The sequence below is a fragment of the Saccharopolyspora indica genome (assembly GCF_027853965.1).
Taxonomy (GTDB): Bacteria; Actinomycetota; Actinomycetes; order Mycobacteriales; family Pseudonocardiaceae; genus Saccharopolyspora; species Saccharopolyspora indica.
In genome coordinates, this window is record NZ_JAQGLB010000005.1 from 155,231 (window position 1) to 172,078 (window position 16,848).

20 protein-coding genes are annotated in these 16,848 nt (G+C 70.6%); 10 read left to right on the plus strand and 10 right to left on the minus strand.

Features of this window, described 5'->3' with window-relative positions; genetic code table 11:
• Nucleotides 1–30: 30 nt before the first annotated feature.
• Entirely contained in the window at nt 31–1,449 is a 1,419-nt protein-coding gene (locus OU416_RS13810) for an MFS transporter (RefSeq protein WP_270927318.1), read from the minus strand.
• A 111-nt stretch (nt 1,450–1,560) separates the two neighbouring features.
• Between OU416_RS13810 and OU416_RS13815 the strand changes: the two genes are divergently transcribed.
• The 5 genes from OU416_RS13815 to OU416_RS13835 all read left to right on the plus strand — a co-directional run bounded on the left by OU416_RS13815 (nt 1,561) and on the right by OU416_RS13835 (nt 3,955).
• Nucleotides 1,561–2,106, plus strand: coding sequence for a winged helix-turn-helix transcriptional regulator (locus OU416_RS13815; protein WP_270927319.1), 546 nt, complete (start codon nt 1,561–1,563; stop codon nt 2,104–2,106).
• A 100-nt stretch (nt 2,107–2,206) separates the two neighbouring features.
• The gene (locus OU416_RS13820) at nt 2,207–2,425 is read left to right on the plus strand and encodes a DUF2277 domain-containing protein (RefSeq protein WP_270927320.1); all 219 of its coding nucleotides are present in this window, start codon (nt 2,207–2,209) and stop codon (nt 2,423–2,425) included.
• The gene (locus OU416_RS13825; protein ID WP_270927321.1) at nt 2,422–2,820 is read left to right on the plus strand and encodes an acyl-CoA thioesterase; all 399 of its coding nucleotides are present in this window, start codon (nt 2,422–2,424) and stop codon (nt 2,818–2,820) included. Before OU416_RS13820 ends, OU416_RS13825 begins: the two co-directional genes overlap by 4 nt.
• The gene (locus OU416_RS13830) at nt 2,817–3,047 is read left to right on the plus strand and encodes a hypothetical protein (RefSeq protein ID WP_270927322.1); all 231 of its coding nucleotides are present in this window, start codon (nt 2,817–2,819) and stop codon (nt 3,045–3,047) included. Before OU416_RS13825 ends, OU416_RS13830 begins: the two co-directional genes overlap by 4 nt.
• Entirely contained in the window at nt 3,044–3,955 is a 912-nt protein-coding gene (locus tag OU416_RS13835) for an alpha/beta hydrolase (protein WP_270927323.1), read from the plus strand. Before OU416_RS13830 ends, OU416_RS13835 begins: the two co-directional genes overlap by 4 nt.
• Nucleotides 3,956–4,143: 188 nt before the next feature.
• Here OU416_RS13835 and OU416_RS13840 read toward each other — a convergent pair whose 3' ends face one another.
• From OU416_RS13840 to OU416_RS13855, 4 genes are read right to left on the minus strand one after another with little or no spacing between them, the layout of a single operon-like run.
• Nucleotides 4,144–5,175 (minus strand): serine hydrolase domain-containing protein, encoded by a 1,032-nt coding sequence (locus OU416_RS13840; protein WP_270927324.1) that lies wholly within the window; start codon nt 5,173–5,175, stop codon nt 4,144–4,146.
• Entirely contained in the window at nt 5,172–6,080 is a 909-nt protein-coding gene (locus OU416_RS13845; RefSeq protein WP_270927325.1) for a DUF6895 family protein, read from the minus strand. Before OU416_RS13845 ends, OU416_RS13840 begins: the two co-directional genes overlap by 4 nt.
• Complete coding sequence (locus tag OU416_RS13850) at nt 6,077–6,775, minus strand: hypothetical protein (protein WP_270927326.1); 699 nt, start codon at nt 6,773–6,775, stop codon at nt 6,077–6,079. The genes OU416_RS13845 and OU416_RS13850 overlap by 4 nt, the downstream gene beginning before the upstream one ends.
• Nucleotides 6,776–6,789: 14 nt before the next feature.
• A complete protein-coding gene (locus OU416_RS13855; RefSeq protein ID WP_270927327.1) occupies nt 6,790–6,954 on the minus strand; it encodes a hypothetical protein in 165 nt (54 codons plus the stop codon).
• Nucleotides 6,955–7,361: 407 nt separating this feature from the next.
• Between OU416_RS13855 and OU416_RS13860 the strand changes: the two genes are divergently transcribed.
• From OU416_RS13860 to OU416_RS13875, 4 genes are all read left to right on the plus strand, one after another.
• Nucleotides 7,362–8,072 (plus strand): Crp/Fnr family transcriptional regulator, encoded by a 711-nt coding sequence (locus OU416_RS13860; RefSeq protein ID WP_270927328.1) that lies wholly within the window; start codon nt 7,362–7,364, stop codon nt 8,070–8,072.
• Between the two features lie 123 nt (nt 8,073–8,195).
• Nucleotides 8,196–9,056 carry a hypothetical protein gene (locus tag OU416_RS13865; protein WP_270927329.1) on the plus strand — a complete coding sequence of 287 codons (861 nt, stop codon included), beginning with the start codon at nt 8,196–8,198 and terminating at the stop codon, nt 9,054–9,056.
• A gap of 250 nt (nt 9,057–9,306) precedes the next feature.
• Nucleotides 9,307–10,089: an alpha/beta fold hydrolase gene (locus OU416_RS13870; protein ID WP_270927330.1), complete on the plus strand. Its 783-nt coding sequence runs from the start codon at nt 9,307–9,309 to the stop codon at nt 10,087–10,089.
• A 104-nt stretch (nt 10,090–10,193) separates the two neighbouring features.
• Nucleotides 10,194–10,661 (plus strand): DoxX family protein, encoded by a 468-nt coding sequence (locus tag OU416_RS13875; RefSeq protein ID WP_270927331.1) that lies wholly within the window; start codon nt 10,194–10,196, stop codon nt 10,659–10,661.
• 44 nt (nt 10,662–10,705) lie between these two features.
• On the opposite strand, the gene OU416_RS13880 is transcribed toward OU416_RS13875, so the two are convergent.
• The 4 genes from OU416_RS13880 to OU416_RS13895 form a co-directional block, all read right to left on the minus strand.
• Nucleotides 10,706–12,211: a tripartite tricarboxylate transporter permease gene (locus OU416_RS13880; protein ID WP_270927332.1), complete on the minus strand. Its 1,506-nt coding sequence runs from the start codon at nt 12,209–12,211 to the stop codon at nt 10,706–10,708.
• 3 nt (nt 12,212–12,214) lie between these two features.
• Complete coding sequence (locus OU416_RS13885; protein ID WP_270927333.1) at nt 12,215–12,745, minus strand: tripartite tricarboxylate transporter TctB family protein; 531 nt, start codon at nt 12,743–12,745, stop codon at nt 12,215–12,217.
• Nucleotides 12,742–13,731, minus strand: a complete 990-nt coding sequence (locus OU416_RS13890) for a Bug family tripartite tricarboxylate transporter substrate binding protein (protein WP_270927573.1) — start codon at nt 13,729–13,731, stop codon at nt 12,742–12,744. The genes OU416_RS13885 and OU416_RS13890 overlap by 4 nt, the downstream gene beginning before the upstream one ends.
• A gap of 119 nt (nt 13,732–13,850) precedes the next feature.
• Nucleotides 13,851–15,362, minus strand: a complete 1,512-nt coding sequence (locus tag OU416_RS13895; RefSeq protein WP_270927334.1) for an LCP family protein — start codon at nt 15,360–15,362, stop codon at nt 13,851–13,853.
• A gap of 189 nt (nt 15,363–15,551) precedes the next feature.
• On the opposite strand from OU416_RS13895, the gene tatA reads away from it, so the two are divergent.
• Nucleotides 15,552–15,737: a Sec-independent protein translocase subunit TatA gene (gene tatA, locus OU416_RS13900; RefSeq protein ID WP_270927335.1), complete on the plus strand. Its 186-nt coding sequence runs from the start codon at nt 15,552–15,554 to the stop codon at nt 15,735–15,737.
• A gap of 60 nt (nt 15,738–15,797) precedes the next feature.
• On the opposite strand, the gene OU416_RS13905 is transcribed toward tatA, so the two are convergent.
• Entirely contained in the window at nt 15,798–16,802 is a 1,005-nt protein-coding gene (locus OU416_RS13905) for an ABC transporter substrate-binding protein (protein WP_270927336.1), read from the minus strand.
• Between the last annotated feature and the right edge of the window lie 46 nt (nt 16,803–16,848).

A 16,848-nucleotide genomic window follows, 5' to 3' on the forward strand; every position in this document is an offset into this window, starting at 1 on the left:
TGCAGCAACAACGTTGTGCGCGAATGCTGGTCAGGCCGATCCTGCTGCGGCCCGCTTCGCGGAGCGGGCCGGGGTCCGGAGCGAGGCCACGACCACCGCACCGAGGATCGACAGCGCTGCGGAGACGACCGCCGCCCAGGTCATGCCGGACGCGAATTCCCCGGCAGGGCCGCCACCGCCGGGCGCCATCGTCAGCACCGCGGCGACCAGCGCGATCCCGACCGACGAGCCGAGGTAGCGGGCGGTGTTGTTCGCTCCCGATCCCATCGCCACCTGGTTCGGCGGCACGCTCTGCACCGCCAGCCCGGCCAAGGAGGCGTTGGCGATCCCGCTGCCCGCACCGGCCAGCACGAGTCCGGGGACCAGCTGCCACCACGCCGACTGCACGCCGATCCCGATCAGGGCCAGCTGGCCGAGCCCGCACAGCGCCAGCCCGCCCGCGATCTGGTTGCGGGCCTCGATGCGGCCGGTCAGCCGGCGCGCCTGCGGCGCGACCAGGAAGGACACGCCCGCCCACACGCCGAACAGCACGGCGCTGGCCAACGGACTGAGGCCGAGCACCTGCTGCACCGCTATGGGCACGTAGGTCATGAACCCGACCACCGCCGCCCCGGTCACCAGCGCACCGGTGGTCGCGGCCAGGAATGCCGGTCTCTTCAGCAATCCCAGGTCGAGCATCGGGTCGGCGGCCTTGCGCTCCACCCGCGCGAACGCCACCAGCAGCACCAGCGCCGCGGCCAGGCAGACCAGGACGTGCGGGCGGGTCCAGCCGCCACGGCCCTCGGTGAGCGCCGCGACGAGGAAGGAAAGCCCGCCACCGAGGGTCATCACACCGGCCAGGTCGAGCTTGCGCGCCCGCTCGCTGCGGGACTCCTCCAGCGACAGCGCCGCCCACCCGGCCAGGAGCAGGGAGAGCGCGGCGATGATCCAGTAGGCCAGCGTCCAGTCCGCGACCTTGTTCAGCAGCGCGGAGAACACCGGGCCGATGGTGATGCCCCCGCCCACCATCGCACCCCACAGGCCGGTGGCCCGCGCCCGCTCCGGCCCGGGCGGGAAGACGTGCCCCAGCAGTCCGAGGCCGGCGGCCAGCAGAGCGGCGCTCGCACCGCCTTGGACGACGCGGGCCAGCACGAACACCAGCGCGGTCGGCGCCATCGCGCACATCGCGCTGGCCAGGCCGAGCAGTACGCCGCCGGTCACGAAGACCCGCTTGCGGCCGAAGCCGTCGGCGAGGCTCCCCGCGACGAGCAGGAACGCGGCGAGACCGACGCTGATGCTGCTCAGGATCCAGGTCTGCCCCGAAGCCCCGGAATCCAGCTCCGCGCCGATGATCCGCACGGTGACCATCGGAGCGGTGAAGTTGATGAGCACGAGCAGGGTCGCCGCGCACGAGATCGCAAGCGTCGCACGGGTGATCGCGGAACGATCGACCGCGGGTTCGGTCGTCACTGCTGCTCCCAGGATTCGGCGGCTGAAGGCTCTCGGGCTCAACCGTAGCAGCAGAAGTTCAATGAATGAACCTACGAGTTCAACCACCGAATCGGATGGTAGGGTGACCTCGTGGGATTGGGACGCGACTACACCGGCCAGGACTGCTCGCTGGCCCGCGCATTGGAAGTCGTCGGCGAGCGCTGGACGCTCCTGGTGCTCCGGGACTGCTTCTACGGCGTGCGGCACTTCCGCGACTTCCAGGCGCACCTGGACATCCCGCGAGCCGTGCTGACCGCCCGGCTGAAGACCTTGGTCTCCGAGGGCCTGCTCGAACGGCACCCGCACGGCACCGAGGTCCACTACCTGCTCACCGAGCGCGGCATCGAGCTCTGGCCGACCGTCTACACGCTGGCGCGGTGGGGCGAGCGCTGGTTCTCCCCCGGCGGTGCCCGGCGGATCTTCAGCCACGCCACCTGCGGCACCGACCTCACCGCCACCGGATCGTGCCCGGCGTGCGACACCACCCCCGCCCCTGCCGACATCACCGCCCGGCAGGGCCCCGGAGCGGACCCGACCCTGCGCGACGACCCAGTCAGCGAAGCACTGCGCCGCGGCCCGCACCGACTGCTGACCGCCCTGAACCCGGAACCCGCCTACAGAGCACCGGACAGCTGACCGCGGATCGCGCACTTTCGTCGGCTGCGCCACCTAGCATGGCCGGGACAGCACAGTTCACCCACTCCGGCCGGCGCCGGAGCCGACCCGGGAAGTGCCCATGTGCCGCAGCATCAAGACCCTCCGCCCGCCTTACGCCGACGAGGTCACCGAGGGTGACGTCCGCGCGGCGGCGTTGCAGTACGTCCGCAAGATCTCCGGGTTCCGGCAGCCCGCCGCGCACAACGCCGCGGCGTTCGAGCAGGCCGTCGACGAGATCGAGCAGGCCACCGCGAAGCTGCTGGCGTCGCTGCAGGTCCGGGGCCAGAGCCGCGCATGACCGACACCTTCACCCACCGGATCCGGGTCCGCTACAGCGAGTGCGACCAGCAGGGCGTGGTGTTCAACGGCCACTACATGTTCTTCTACGACGTCGCGGTCGTCGAGCTGTTCCGCGCCCGGATCGGCTCGTGGCAGCAGGTGCTGGAGCGCGGCGCCGACCTCGTCGTCGCCGAGACCCGCTTGCGCTACCGGGCACCGGCGCGGTTCGACGAGGAGATCGACATCTCGCTGCCGGTCACGCACCTGGGCACCACCAGCATGGTCATCTCCCCGCAGTTCCACCGCGACGGCAGGCTGCTGACCGACGGCGAAGTGCGCCACGTGTTCGTCGACCCGGCCACCGGGCAGAAGACCCCGATCCCCGAAGAAGTCCGCAGCGCGCTTTCGGCATGACCGCGCACCGGTGGCGCACCCCGTTCGGGCGGGTCGTCGCGCGCCGCCTCGGCCACCCCTGCACCGACCACGTCTCCTTCGCCACCGCGGGGGCGATCCTGGGCATCACCCGCCAGGGCGTGCACGACCTGGTCAACCGCGGCAAGCTCGACCGCCACCCGGACGGCGGCGTGCACACCGCATCGATCCGCGCGCGGATCGACCACATCTCCGGAGGCAGCGAGTGAACGACGTCCTGATCGACTCCCCGGGCACCCGGATCGCCGCCCGCGACCACGGCGGGAACGGGCCCGCAGTCGTGCTGCTGCACGGTGCGGGCGGAAACCTGCTGGCGTGGCACAACTTCGCGCCGCTGCTCACCGCCGAGCACCGGGTGATCTCGGTGGATCTGCGCGGCCACGGGCACTCCGGGGACGGGCCGTGGACGTGGGACGACGTGCTCGACGACCTCGAAGCGCTGGCCGGGCACTTCGGGCTGTCCCGCCCGGCCGTCGTCGGACACTCCCTGGGCGGCATGATCGCCGCGCTGTGGGCGCTCCGGCACCCCGACTGCCCGGCCGCCATCAGCCTCGACGGCCACCGCGCGGCCCTCACCCACCCGGAGAACTACGCAGGACTGCCGGACGAACAGCTGCACGCGCAGCTCGAACGCTTGCGCGCCGTGTTCGACGCGCAAGCCTCAGCAGCGGGGCAGCCGATGAGCGCCGAGCAGGCCGCCGCGGTGCTGGAGCAGCAGCGCGCCTTCGCGGCGCAGGCCGGGATCGACGTCGAGCACTGGATCGAGCAGACCCGGCGCGGCTGGCAGGTGCACGACGACCGAACGCTGGCCCGGCCCGGCCCGGAGCTGCTCGAATCGCTGCGCAACAGCCCCGAATTCCTCGACGCCCTCCCGGTCTTCGCCGAGCTCGGCAGCCCCTTCCTGCTCGTCCTGGCCACCCGGTTGACCGGTTTCCCACCGGAGTTCACCGATCTGATGCGGGCATTGCAGGAAGGCCTGCGCCGCGACCTCGCCCGGCTCACCGCCCAGCGGCCCGGAGTCGAGGTCCAGGAGGTCGACGCCAGCCACGGCATGGTCTTCGAAGCCCCCGACGAGATCGCCGAGATCGTGCTGACGTTCCTGCGCGACCACCGCTGATCCCACCCGGCGGCACCGCGGCCCGGACGTGGTCCCGCCCTCACGGCAACCGAGGTGGGAGTTGATCGAGCGTGCAGACCGCGACGGTCGAGCTGAACGACATCCGGACGCACTGCTGCGCCGCCGGTTCCCGCCCGCGCAAAGCCGCGGACATCCTCCTCGAAGCCCGCCGCTACGACGCACCGGCGTCAGGCGGCTGTGCTGGTGAGCAGGGCGTGCGCGGTGTTGATCAGGGTGTTGCGGCGATCGTGATGGCGGGTGGCGAGAGCGGCCAGAGCGACCTGCCCGGCAGGTCGGAAACCGAGGTAGGCGGTCTGGCCGAACGTGGAACCGCCGTGGAAGTAGACCGGGCTGCGATCGGTGCGGTCGAGGAACCAGGTCAGCGAACGAGCAGGAGCGCGGCGCGGTCCTGGCACCGGGTACGAGGTGCGCACGAGTTGCAACGCCTCGCACAACGGAGAGGCTTCCGGGGTGAGGTGGGCTTCGAGGTAGGTGAGCAGATCAGCCGGGGTGGCGCGGACGGCGCCGGTGGGAGCGACCGCACCAAGCCGGATCGGAGGCGCTGGAGTGATGCCGTTGCGGCGGTGGCCCTGGGCGTCGGTGCCGGGCGGCCCGGGTGCCAGGCGGGTCTGGCGCAGCTGCATCGGTCGCAGGATGCGGCGGGTGAGCAGGTCTGCGTATGCGGTGCCGGTCACGCGCTCCAAGGCGTGGGCGAGGACGGCGGTGGCGAAGTTCGAGTAGCGCCAACTGGTTCCGGGCCGAGCCCGGTTGCCGTGGCGGTGAAAGGCCGCCAGCAACCGCTGGTGGGTGAAGTCGGCGTAGGGGTTGCTGTACCCGCCCGAGAGGACGTGGCGGTAGAAGGCCGGCTGGCGGGGGACGCCGGGCAGCCCCGAGGTGTGGCTGATCAGGTGCCGCAGCGTGATCATCGCGCTGGCGCACGACCGACCTGGTGGGCTGGGCAGGCAGTCCCGGGCCGGGGTGTCGAGGTCGAGGACTCCGGCGGCGGCCAGATCGGCCAGCAGCAGACCGAGGAAGGTCTTGGACGCCGAGCCGATCTCGTAGTGCAGGTGCTGCCGCGGCCCACCGGCGGGTGCGGTGCCGGTGATGACGATGGTGCGGTGACCGCGCTCGGACCAGGCGAACACCACGTCGGGAGCGTCGACGGCGTCGGCGGCCAGCTGGAGACGCTCGGCGAGCGCGGTGTCGGGCCGTGCGGTCATGGCGTGGCCGCCAGCGCGCTCAGCACGCGGGAGGTGGCCAGCGTGGTGGCGAAAGCCGCGACCAGGGTCGGGTGGTAGACCAGCTCGAACACTTCCCCCGCATCGCCGGCCGGCATCTCGCCGATGGCGGGCAGTGCCCCGTCAGGTGCTTGCGCGGCGGCCAGGCCGCCCCAGCTCGCGCCGTCCAGAGCGGGCTCCGGCAGGCAGGCATCGGTGGCCAGCAGTTCGCCGAGCAGGTCCCATTGGCGGCGCTCGACGCACTCCGCCGACCACACCGGCAGCCAGAGGTCGAGGTAGTCGGCGATCATGCTCGGCACTCGATCAGGGCGGGCGCCCCAGTCGGTGAGGTAGAAGACGGTGTGGGTGATCGCGTAGGCGACGTCGCGGTCCACCGTCCACGGTTCCGGGAATCGGCCCAGCAACGTCTCCCGCACGGCACCGTCGAGGTCGCTGCCGACGGTCAATCCGAGCTGGTGCTCGGCCAGCGCGATACCCAGCTTTCGGTACGGAACCACCTCCGCGGCCGAACAGCCCCGCAGCGCCCGCACGACCCGCAACGTCTCCTCGAGGCCGGGATTGCGGTAGCCGCGCTCGTGGAAGTGCACGTAGACCTCCATGCACGCCGAGGTCAGCGGTGCCTCGCGCTGCACCCGTTCCAGCACGTCGCCGGCGTCGAGCAGATCGTTCCAGGCGAACTCCAGCAGGCTGCGGGCATCGGCGACCTGCTGAGAACCGGCCACTCCTTCCCGCAGCAGGGCCGCGGCGGCCATGGCCAGCTCGCCCACCGGCTTGAACGCCTCAGCGGGGTTGTCCTCTCCGGGACAGGGGCGGAAGTGCTCGCGGTTGGCCGCCAACCACTCCCAGGCTCGTACTCCGACCTGGTGCAGCAGCGCTGGTGAGTTCATCGCGCCCTCGCTTCGCTGAGCAGTCGAGCTGCCTGAACGTGCAGCCGTACCCGTGCCTCGTCCGCAGCCCCGAAGCGCTCCACGAACTCCATTCCGCGGGCCAGCTCCAACGAGACCGGCACGCCGTCCAGAGCGGCCAGCCACCGCCCGGCCCCGGCGGCTTGCAGCCAGTCCCCGCGGCGCACCGCGCGGGCGAATCCCCGCGCCAGATCACGCACTCGCAGTGATGCCTGCGCTGTCAGACCGCATCGCAGCCCCGGTGCGGCCAACGACGCCAATTGCGCCAGGCGATGCGTCAGCACCGGCCAGGACACCGTCGCCACCCACGCAGATTCCGGTTCGCCCAACGGTGCGGCGATGCCCCTGCCTCCCTCGGCTGCGTGGAGTGCCGTGCGCAGGCCCCAGTGCATCCAGGCCAACGGCATCGACGTCCCCTCCGCGGAGCGGTGCCGCGCCGCCGCCCGGACGAGGTCCAGATCACCGGCGGTCGGCGCAATGCCGCGAAAGGCCCGCGGGGAGAGCACATCGGCACCCAGCACGCGCACCGCCCCCACCACCAGCGGATCCGGCTCGCCCGTCCCGGCAGCCGGCTCCAGCACCCCGCAGTGGTGCCCGCCCCGCAGGACGGACACCACCGACAGCGCGCAATCCTGAACCGCCTCAGCTAGCCGGGCGCCAGTGCTCGCGCGTTCCACCGATCATCCACCCGTCACTTCTTCGGACGCGGAAGAGGAGCGGAAAGGATCAGCAGCCAGTTGGTCAACGGGCTGTCCCGGAACTCCCCGCGCGGTTCGGCGGAGTCGACCAGCGCCTCCACCGCCGCGGCCACGTCCTCGGCTTCAGCGGACTTCACAGGTTCGACAGCGACCTTCATCCGGTTCATCTCCTCACGAACCAATCGGTCGTGCACCGTGGAAAACCACGCCCCGGGGCATCCGGCCCCGGAGACATTTCACAACAGCCCGAACCGCCGCCACCTGCAACAGCAAGGCCCCCATCCAGCGAGCACCGGTACCACGGACGAAGGCACCTCACACCACGTCCAGGCGAAGCGCCGCCGGCTCGTCGTTCAGCCCGGAGCGACGGCCGCGGTGCCGCCCCGGAAAGCAGACTCGATCAGCAACCGACGTGGGCGGCACGCGACCCGACCGGCTGAAGCCCCGAGGTTCCCGGCCTCCAGGTTTCGAGGTTCGGGGATTGCCCTGACAAGGGATCAGCGCAGCTGGGAAGATCTGGTACTGCCCGGCACGAGTAAGCAGCCGAACCCGATGCTCGGAGTCGATGTTGGACGGCCATGCAGCAGTACCCGGTCCCGGAGACGCCCTCGCCCGGGACACGTTCGTCAACAAGGCGGAAAGCCGGGTGTGGGGCGAACTTCTCGAGCTGGGCGCTCGACGGAGCTTCGACCGGAACGACATGCTCATCGTCGCCGGGACGCCCAGCGATCACGTGCTGCTCATCGAGCACGGACTGGTCAAGGTGCTCCTGCCGGGAGAAGGCCGGGACCTGGTGGTCGGGTTCTACGGTCCCGGCGAGCTGATGGGCGAGCAGGGCGTGCTGTTCTCCGAAGCCCGCAGCGCCACCGTGGTCGCACACACCCCGGGCACGGCGACGCGGGTCCCGGGCCACCTTTTCCGGCATTACGTGGAGCGCAATCCAGCGGTTCTCGGTGCGCTGTACGGCATCCTCCGGGAACGTCTCCGCAAGGCGGACCAGCGCCAGCAGAGCCTGGTCGGCCAGGACGTCCCGACCCGCGTCGCGCGGCAACTGCTCGCGTGGTCCGAAACGCTCGGCACCCGGACGGCCGACGGCGTGACCATCAGCGGGTTGAGCCGCAAGGACCTCGCCCAGTGCATCGGCGCCGGCGAGACCACGGTCGACGCGGTGCTGAAGGACCTCACCGCCCACGGGCTGGTGCGCACCCACTGGCGGAAGTACGTGCTGCCCTCGCCGCGGCGCCTGCTCGACCACATCACCAACCAAGCAAAGTGAGCGCGATCACATTCCCGATTCCCTGCGGCAAGGGAGACCTGGCTGCGCACGTCGGTGAAGCTCCGTGCATTCCAGCCTGACGAACGGAGCGAAGCCTTGCCCGAAGCACCCGATACAGCCTTGATGCCGGAACACAGCGCGCTGCTCGCGGTGGACGTGATCGGGTCCGGAAGCAGCCGCCCCGAACACCTCGGCACCATCCCCGACCTGGTCCGCGACCTGACCCAGGCCGCGCTGCACGCCGTCGGGATCGACGGCGATCGCCCCGAGGACGACCAGTTCACCGGAGACGGGTTCCTGCGCGCGTACCCGAGCAGGTTCCTGCCCGCGCTGATCGACATGATCAGCGTGCTCGACGCTCTTCTGGCCGAGCACAACAGGACCACGAAGCCGGAGATCCGCCTCCGGGTCGCCGTGCACCTAGGCCCGCTGCCGGCCCGCCGCGGCTTCTACCGGCCGAACATCGACCTCAGCCGGTTGCTCGAAGCCGCCGCGCTCAAGCACGTCGTCGACTACTGCCGCGAGCACATCACCGGGGACACCTTCACGACCGCCCTCATCCTTTCCGACAACGCCTACCGGACGGTGTTCCAGGGGGACTACACGCGCGTGATCGGCCGCAACGAGTTCGCACCCCTGCTGATCACCAACAACGAGTTCGACGACCGTTCGTGGGTCCGGGTCGCCGGAGTCCACCCGACCCAGATCAGCGGCATCCCCCCAGCGACGGCGCCGTCGTGGGATTCCACTCCGCTGTTCAGCGACAGCGGGATGTCCATCGAAGGCGTCGACACGGCTCAGAGCGTCAACACGAGCAGCCACGCAGGCGGGCGGAGCAACGAGGTTCAGGCCGGCACGGTGCACGGGAACGTGAGCCAGAGCGACCAGGGCAAGTACGTCGTGACCGCCGACCACGCCCAGGGTGTTCAGATCGGCGACGGGAACACCCAGAACGTCGACTTTCGGCGCTCTCCTTCAGAATGATGACCGCAAGAAGTCGAGATGAGCGCAGAGCAGAGCTGGATGCGGCATACCGAAATCCCTGCAGCCTTTGACGGTCGACCATCCGTGGAGCGTGGGAATCAATTCTCATCGGTCTTCACGCTCCTCGTGCTCGGCGAGCCACCAGCCTTCCGGAATCCTTCGCCACCTCGCCTCCGGCCCGGCGCTGGGGACGTAGGGTTGCGGCGGGCAGCAGAATCGGGTGCGGGCCGAAGTGAGGAGTTGATCGAGGGTGCAGACCGCGACAGCCGTGTTGCACGACATCCGGACGCACTACTGCGCTGCTGGTTCCGGGTCGGCCGTGGTGTTCGTGCACGGGCTGGCCGAGGATCATCGCAGCTGGCGGCGTCAGCAGGAGGAGTTCAGCGGCCATCGGACCTACGCCTACGACGTGCGCGGGCACGGGGCGAGCACTCTCGGGGCCGCGGACGGGACCTTGGAGCAGTTGCGCGATGACTTGCTGGCCTTTCTCGCCGAGGTCTCCGGGCCCGCCGTGTGCGTCGGGTTCTCGTTGGGTGGCACAGTGGTGCTCTCCGCTGCCGCGGAACGTCCCGACCTGGTGACCGGCGTGGTGGTTCTCGGGACGTCGTCGGTGGTGGGTCGGCGAGCAGCAGAGATCAACCTGCAGCGCGCCGAGGAGGCGTCCGATCCCGCCGCGCTGCTGGCCTCCCTGCACGAGGACACCCGGATGATGATCACGAGCTCCACAGTGGACATCGATGAGCTGGTCGCGCGGCGGGCCGCGACGATCGGTGACGGCGCGGGCTTCGCGAACGCGGCGACCTCGATGGCCGGGATCCGCGACACCCCGCTGACACCCGCGCTCGCCGCGATCGAGCAGCCGGTGACCGTGATCGGCGCCGAGCACGACGCGCTCTGCCCGCGCAAGGCCGCGGACATCCTCCTCGAAGCCCTCCCCCACGCGACCTACCTGGAAATCCCGGGCTCCGGTCACCTGATGAACGTCGACAACCCGGACGCCGTCACCGCCGCACTCCGCACCGCGCTGGGCTGAACAGCAAAGCTGGACTTGCGGGTGCTTCGTCCCGCAGGGACTCGCGCGAGCCTCCGGTTCACCGCACCAGCGCTGGGTATCCCCCGTAGAGCGGGAGGTGGGCCATGACTGCACCAACGTCCTCGGTGCGGACGCGTCTGCTGGGTAGCGGTGCGCCGCGGGCGACGATCCTGATCCGGCTCGTGGTGGGCGGGATCTTCCTGTTCGAAGGCATTCAGAAGTTCCTGTACCCGGACAGGCTCGGGCCGGGGCGGTTCGCGCGGGAGACCCCGCTGCCCGCGCCCGGGTTCTTCGCCTACCTCGACGGGGTGTTCGAGGTGGGGTGCGGCGTGCTGCTGATCGTCGGGCTGCTCACCCGGCTGGCCGCGATACCCATGATCGTCAACATGGTCGGGGCCGAGGTGTTCACCAAGGTTCCGGTCCTGCTCGACGAGGGGTTCCTGGCCTACGTGCACGAGGCCCGGGCCGAGCTCGGCCAGCTGTTCGGCTCGGTGTTCCTGCTGATCGTCGGTGCCGGGCCGATCTCGCTCGACGCCGCGCTGTCCAGGTCCCGGCACCACGACCGGGAATGACAGGAGGCGGCCGCGGCGAACCGCGACCGCCTCCCCGGGTCCGATCAGGCGTCGACCCGCTCCTCCTGCTTCGCCGGGCGCCGGACGAACTTGTTCCACAGCGGCCAGGTCAGCAGCACCGCGATGATCACGTAGACAGTGATCGCCAGCGGCGAGTTCACCAGACCGGTCAGGGAACCGTCGCTGATCTGCAGCGCTCGGCGCATCTGCAGCTCGGCGGCCGGGCCGAGGATGACGCCGACGATGGCGGGCAGCACCGGCAGTCCGTAGCGTCGCATCGCGAAGCCGATCGCACCGATGATGAACAGCAGCACCAGGTCCAGCGCTTCACCACCGACCGCGTACGCACCGACGCTGGCGAAGAACAGGATGCCCGCGTACAGGTACGGGCGCGGGACCCGCAGCAGCTTCGCCCACACCGGGGCCATCGGCAGGTTGATGATCAGCAGCAGCGCCAGGCCCACGAACATGCTCGCGATGAGCGTCCACACCAGTTCGGTCTCGCGCTCGAACAGCAGCGGTCCCGGCTGGATGCCGTACTGCTGGAACGCCGCCAGCATCACCGCGGCCACCGAGGTGGTCGGCAGGCCCAGGGTGAGCATCGTGACCATGGTGCCCGCCGCGCTCGCCGTCGCGGTCGACTCCGGCCCGGCGACGCCTTCGATGGCGCCCTTGCCCCAGTCGCCGGTCTTGCGGGACAGGTGCTTCTCCACCGTGTAGGACAGGAACGTCGGCATCTCCGCGCCGCCCGCCGGGATCGCGCCGAACGGGAACCCGATCAGCGGTCCCCGCAGCCACGGCTTCCAGGCGCGCCGCAGGTCCTCCCGGCCCAGGCCGGGGCGGCCGACCGACAGCGGCTTCTCCTGGGTGTGGCGCAGGTGCGCGGCGACCCACAGCGACTCGCCGACGGCGAACAGCCCGACCGCCACGATGACGATGTCGATGCCGTCGGCCAGCTGCAGCGAGCCGAAGGTCAGCCGGGCCTGGCCGCTCATCTGGTCCAGGCCGACCAGGCCCAGGGTCAGGCCGATCAGCAGCGAGGCGAACCCGCGGATCCGCGAGCTGCCCAGCACGGTGGCGGTCGCGGCGAAGGCCAGCACCATGAACGCGAAGTAGTCCGGGGCGCCGATGTTGACCGCGTAGCTCGCGATGACCGGTGCCAGCAGCACCAGCAGGATCAGGCCGATCAGACCGCCGATGAAGTGGCCGATCGCCGCCGCGGCCAGCGCTTGCGCGCCGCGGCCCTTCTTGGCCATCTTGTTGCCTTCGATGGCCACCACCACCGCCGCGCTCTCACCGGGGGTGTTGAGCAGGATCGAGGTGGTCGAGCCGCCGAACATGCCGCCGAAGTAGATCCCGGCGAACATGATGAACGCACCGGTGGGGTCCAGCGCGTAGGTCACCGGCAGCAGCAGCGCCACGGCCATCGCCGGGCCGATGCCGGGCAGCACGCCCACGGCGGTGCCCAGCAGCACGCCGATCGCGGCGTACAGCAGGTGTTCCGGGGTCAGCGCGGTGCCGAAACCGGTCAGGAGGTTGGACAGATCCATCGGTTACAGCACCCCCATCAGCGGGCCGCCGGGCAACGGGACGCCGAGCAGGTTGTTGAACGCGAACCAGGTGATCACCGCGATGCCCGCGGCGATCAGCGGGTCCCGCACGAAGTTCCGGCTGCCCAGCGAGTAGGCCGCGCCCCAGAACAGGATCGCCGACGACGCCGGGAAGCCGATCACGTTCACGAGCGCGGCGTTGAGCAGGAAGAACCCGGACAGCAGCAGCAACGTGCGCCAGTCCGTCGGCGCGTCCAGGTCGACGTCCTCGCCGCCCTCGGCCTCGCCGCGACCGCCGCGCAGCACGTCGCGGGCCAGCAGCACCGCGATCAGCAGCAGGAGCGTCCCGACCACGACCGGGACCGCCTTCGGCCCGACCGGTCCGCGCTGCGCGAAGTCGGTGGGGATGTTGATCGCGTCCACCAGCACCAGCACGCCCACCGCGAGCAGCAGGACGCACAGGCCCAGCTCGGAGTGCGACTTCCACCAGCTCTGCCGCGAGCCGGCCCTTTCAGTGTCCACAGTGGAACTCATGCGGCCCCCAGTTCCTTGAGCACCGACGCCACCCGGTCGTTCTCCGACTTCAGGAACGCCCCGAACTCGTCACCGGTCTGGAAGGCGTCCGTCCACCCGTTGAGCCGCATCGCCTCGCGCCACTGCTCGGTGTCGTGCAGCCTGGTGAACAGGCCGATCAGCTTCTCCCGCTCCGCTTCGCTGATGCCCGGCGGCGCGACGATGCCGCGCCAGTTGGTGAAGCTGACGTCCACCCCGGATTCCTGCAGCGTGGGCGCGTCGATGCCCGGCACGCGCTCGGGGCTGGTCACCGCCAGCGCCCGCAGCTCGCCCGCGGCGATCTGGTCGCGGGTCTCACCGATCCCGGACACGCCGAAGGCCACCTTGCTGCCCAGCACCGAGGCCATCAGCTCGCCGCCGCCGTCGAAGGGCACGTAGTTGACGTCCTTGGCGGGCAGGCCGATCGCCCGCGCGGTCAGCATCGGGGCCAGGTGGTCCGGTCCGCCCGGCGACGAGCCGCCGCCCACCGGGACCGCGCCCGGGTTGGCCTTCCACGCCTGGATCAGCTCGTGGATGGTCCGGTACGGCGAACCCTTGGCCACCACGATGACGTCGGCTTCCTCGGTCAGCTTCGCGATCGCCGTGGTGTCCTGCAACGACACCGGCGAGTGGTTGGTGTACACCGAACCCACCACGCCCAGCCCCATGGACATCACGAGCGCACCGTTGCCCGACTCGTTGACCAGCCGGCCGAGCCCGACCGTGCCGCCCGCACCGGGCAGGTTGAAGACCTCCGTCGGCCCGTTGAGCTCGGTGTCCTCGACGGCCTTCACCGCGGTCCGCGCGGTGATGTCGTAGCCACCGCCGGGCGTGTTGGGCACCATGACCCGCAGACCGCGGATCTGGGTCCCCGCCGCGTCGTCGCGCCCCGAACCGGCCAGGGGCGGCACCAGGAACACCAGCAGTGCCGCTCCCAGCACCGCCAGCGCCACTTTCAGCTTGCGCATCATCACCTCACTGTGATCCCGATCTCGCATCGACCGGGTGGTGGGTGATCATCCCTCGCGCGGCGCGAACCGTCTCGGTTTCGGGCCTATCGGAATTTGTGGAAGTTGTGTAAGCCCGGTCAGTTCACGCAGGGAATCCCGCCGGCGGTGATGGTGTCACCGTTCGGCCGCCCCGGCGACTGGCGAACGGCCCCATCGAGCCGGAGCCGGGGCGCGACGGCGAAGTGCTGCGCCCCGGGGCCGTCGTAGTCGCTGCCGAGCACGACGCTGATCCGGCCACCGCTGAGCGCTGGGTCCGGCTCGGCGGGCAGGTCACCGAGGTGCTCGGCGACGAAGCGGGCCGCCTCGTCGTTGCCGGGCGTGAAAAGCACGCGGGAGGTGGCGGTTCCGGCGACGTTGCCCACGTCGCCGACCGGGATGTCCTCGGAGTTCAGCTCGTCGTGCACGCGCGAGGCCAAGCCCGCGATCCCCGCGCCGTTGCGCACGTCGACCACGCTGGTGTTCAGGCTGTCGGGGCGCGGCGGCTCGGCGGGCCGCCCCTCGTTCACCCGCTGGATCATCAGCTGCACCTTGCGCGGGTTGACCTTGACCGCCATCCCGTCGCCCGGGGTGTCGTACTCGGGGTCCTCGACCGGGATGGTGTCGAAGGTGATGCTGCCGCCCGCCAGGCCCTGCAGCTGCCCGGCGAAGGAGAGCACGTCCAAGCCCTCGTCGAGCACCACGGACTGCTGCACCGAGTCGAGCATGCGGTTCAGCTTCACCGGGTTGGTCAGCGTTCCGGTGGACAGCACCGACTGCGCCAGGCCCGCCATGAACGCCTGCTGCCGCTGCACCCGGTCCAGGTCGCCACGTGGCAGGCCGTGCCGCTGCCGGACGAAGGCCAGCGCGTCACCGCCGTCGATCATTTGGTGCCCGGCCGGGAAGCGGGCACCCGAGAGCGGATCGTCGACGGCGTTGTTCAGGCACACCTCCACGCCGCCGATCGCCTGGGTCAGCTGGTAGAAGCCGAGCAGGTTGACCTCGGCGTAGTGGTCGACGGCGACCCCGGTGAGCTGCTCCACGGTGCGCACCAGCAGCTTGCGGCCCGCGTCGTTGGACCTGCGCTCCAGCTCGACCGGATCGCTGACGCCCTCGTCCTTCAGCTCCGCGCGGGCGGTCGCCTTGCCCCGCCCGTACGCCGAGTTGATCTTGTGCTGGCCGTGGCCGTCCGGGATCGACACGTAGGAGTCGCGCGGCAGCGAATAGGCCACCGCGCGGGACCGGTCCTCCGGGATGTGCAGCAGGATCAGCGTGTCGGTCAGGCTGGAACCGCTGTCGCCGGTCCGCAGCTCGCGCAACATCTCCTCCGGCAGCGCGTTGCCCTGCGCGTCGGTGCGGCCGTCCAGCCCGACAAGCAGGATGTCCACCGCGCCGTCCGGCCCCGCCCCGGTGGTCACGTCGCTGGTCGACATGCCGTCCTGCAGGCGGCCCAGCGTGCTCCACAGGTAGCCGCTGAAGGCGAACACCGCGGTCGAGACCAGCGCAACGGCGACACGAGCACCCGCCCGCCACCCGCGCCGCCCGGGCGCCACCCTGCCGATCGGCATGGTGCGGTCGTCGCGCTCGAAGCCAGGACGGTCACCATCGGTCACCGGATCAATTCACCTCACCCAGTCGGGCAGCCACCGCGCCGAGCCTACTCGCGCCCCTGCGCGCGAATTCGATCACGCTCCCGGGACGGTCGACGCCCGGAGACCACCTGGATGGGTAGACTCCGTTCGGCGCATCCGCAGGCCGCCCGACCTCGGTCCAGGCGGCCGAACCGCGAGGAGTTTTCTGCCATGGGTTCGCTCAGCATCTGGCACTGGCTGGTCGTGCTCGCCGTGGTCGTCCTGTTGTTCGGCTCGGCGAAGCTGCCCCAGCTGGCCCGCTCGGTCGGCCAGTCCGCCCGCGTCCTCAAGGCCGAGGCGCGCGGCATGAAGGCCGACGAGGAAGCGGCCAAGCAGCCCGACGACAACAAGAACTGACCGCGCGAACGAGAGCTCCCCTGCCGACCGGATCGGCAGGGGAGCTCTTCGGCGTGCGGGTCAGGCCCGGGCCAGGCTCGCCTCCAGCTGGTCGGCGAGCTTGTTCATGATCTTCGCGTAGCTGGCGTAGCTCATGGGTGCGACCGCGTCCCACTCGACGAAGCGGTCCGCGGCGGCGGCCGGGTGCGCGGCGAAGACCGGGTTCTGCTTCATCTGCTCCGGCTTCATCGACGCCGGCCGGGCGTCCCACAGCAGGACGTCACCGGGGTAGGCGTTGGCGTTCTCCCAGGACAACCGCTCGAAGTAGCCGCCACCGGCGACGTCCGGGTTGTTCGGCGTGGTGATCGGCAGGCCCAGCTCCTTGACGTAGAAGTCCAGGTCGGGATTGCGCGCCGGCACCACCACGAAGTACTCCTCCTTGGTGCCGCCCACGGCCAGGATCGACTTGCCGTCGGCGCGCATCCGCGCCCCGATGTCCCGCAGCCGCTGGGCGGCGGCGTGGAAGGCGGCCTCGTCGGCCTTCACCTTCGCCGAGTCGACATCGGCCCCGAGCGCGCGGGCCAGCTCCTTGTACTTGCCGATCGCTTCGGGCAGCGCGATGCCGGACTGCTGCACCCCGACCGTCGGCACGATCCGCTTGACGGCCTCCTCCTGGTCCTCCACCAGGTGCCAGAGCCCGGGGAACTCCGCGTACTTGCCGCTGACCAGCAGGTCGGGCTGCAACGAGGTCAGGCGCTCCAGGTTCACCTCGCCGTAGCCGGGGCCGGTGACGTCGGTGACCTGGGCCGGGTCGATGCTGCCCGCCTCCGGTTCGACCGAACCGTCATCGCGCACCAGCGGGCCGAAGGTGCCCGCGACCGACACGCCGAAGTCCTTGAGCGCACCGGCCGCCGAGACCTGTGCGACGATCCGCTCCGGGCGGTGCTCGGTGTTCACCACGACACCGCGGTCATCGGTGTAGGACCAGGCACCCTCCCCCTGTCCTTCCGGCGCGGGTGAACCGCACCCCGCCAACACGCCGACGGCCACCAACGACGCGGCTGCGGCTCGGATCTTGTGACGCACACCAACCTCCCCATTTCTGTAAGGCTAGGCTAACCTAGCAGCTGAT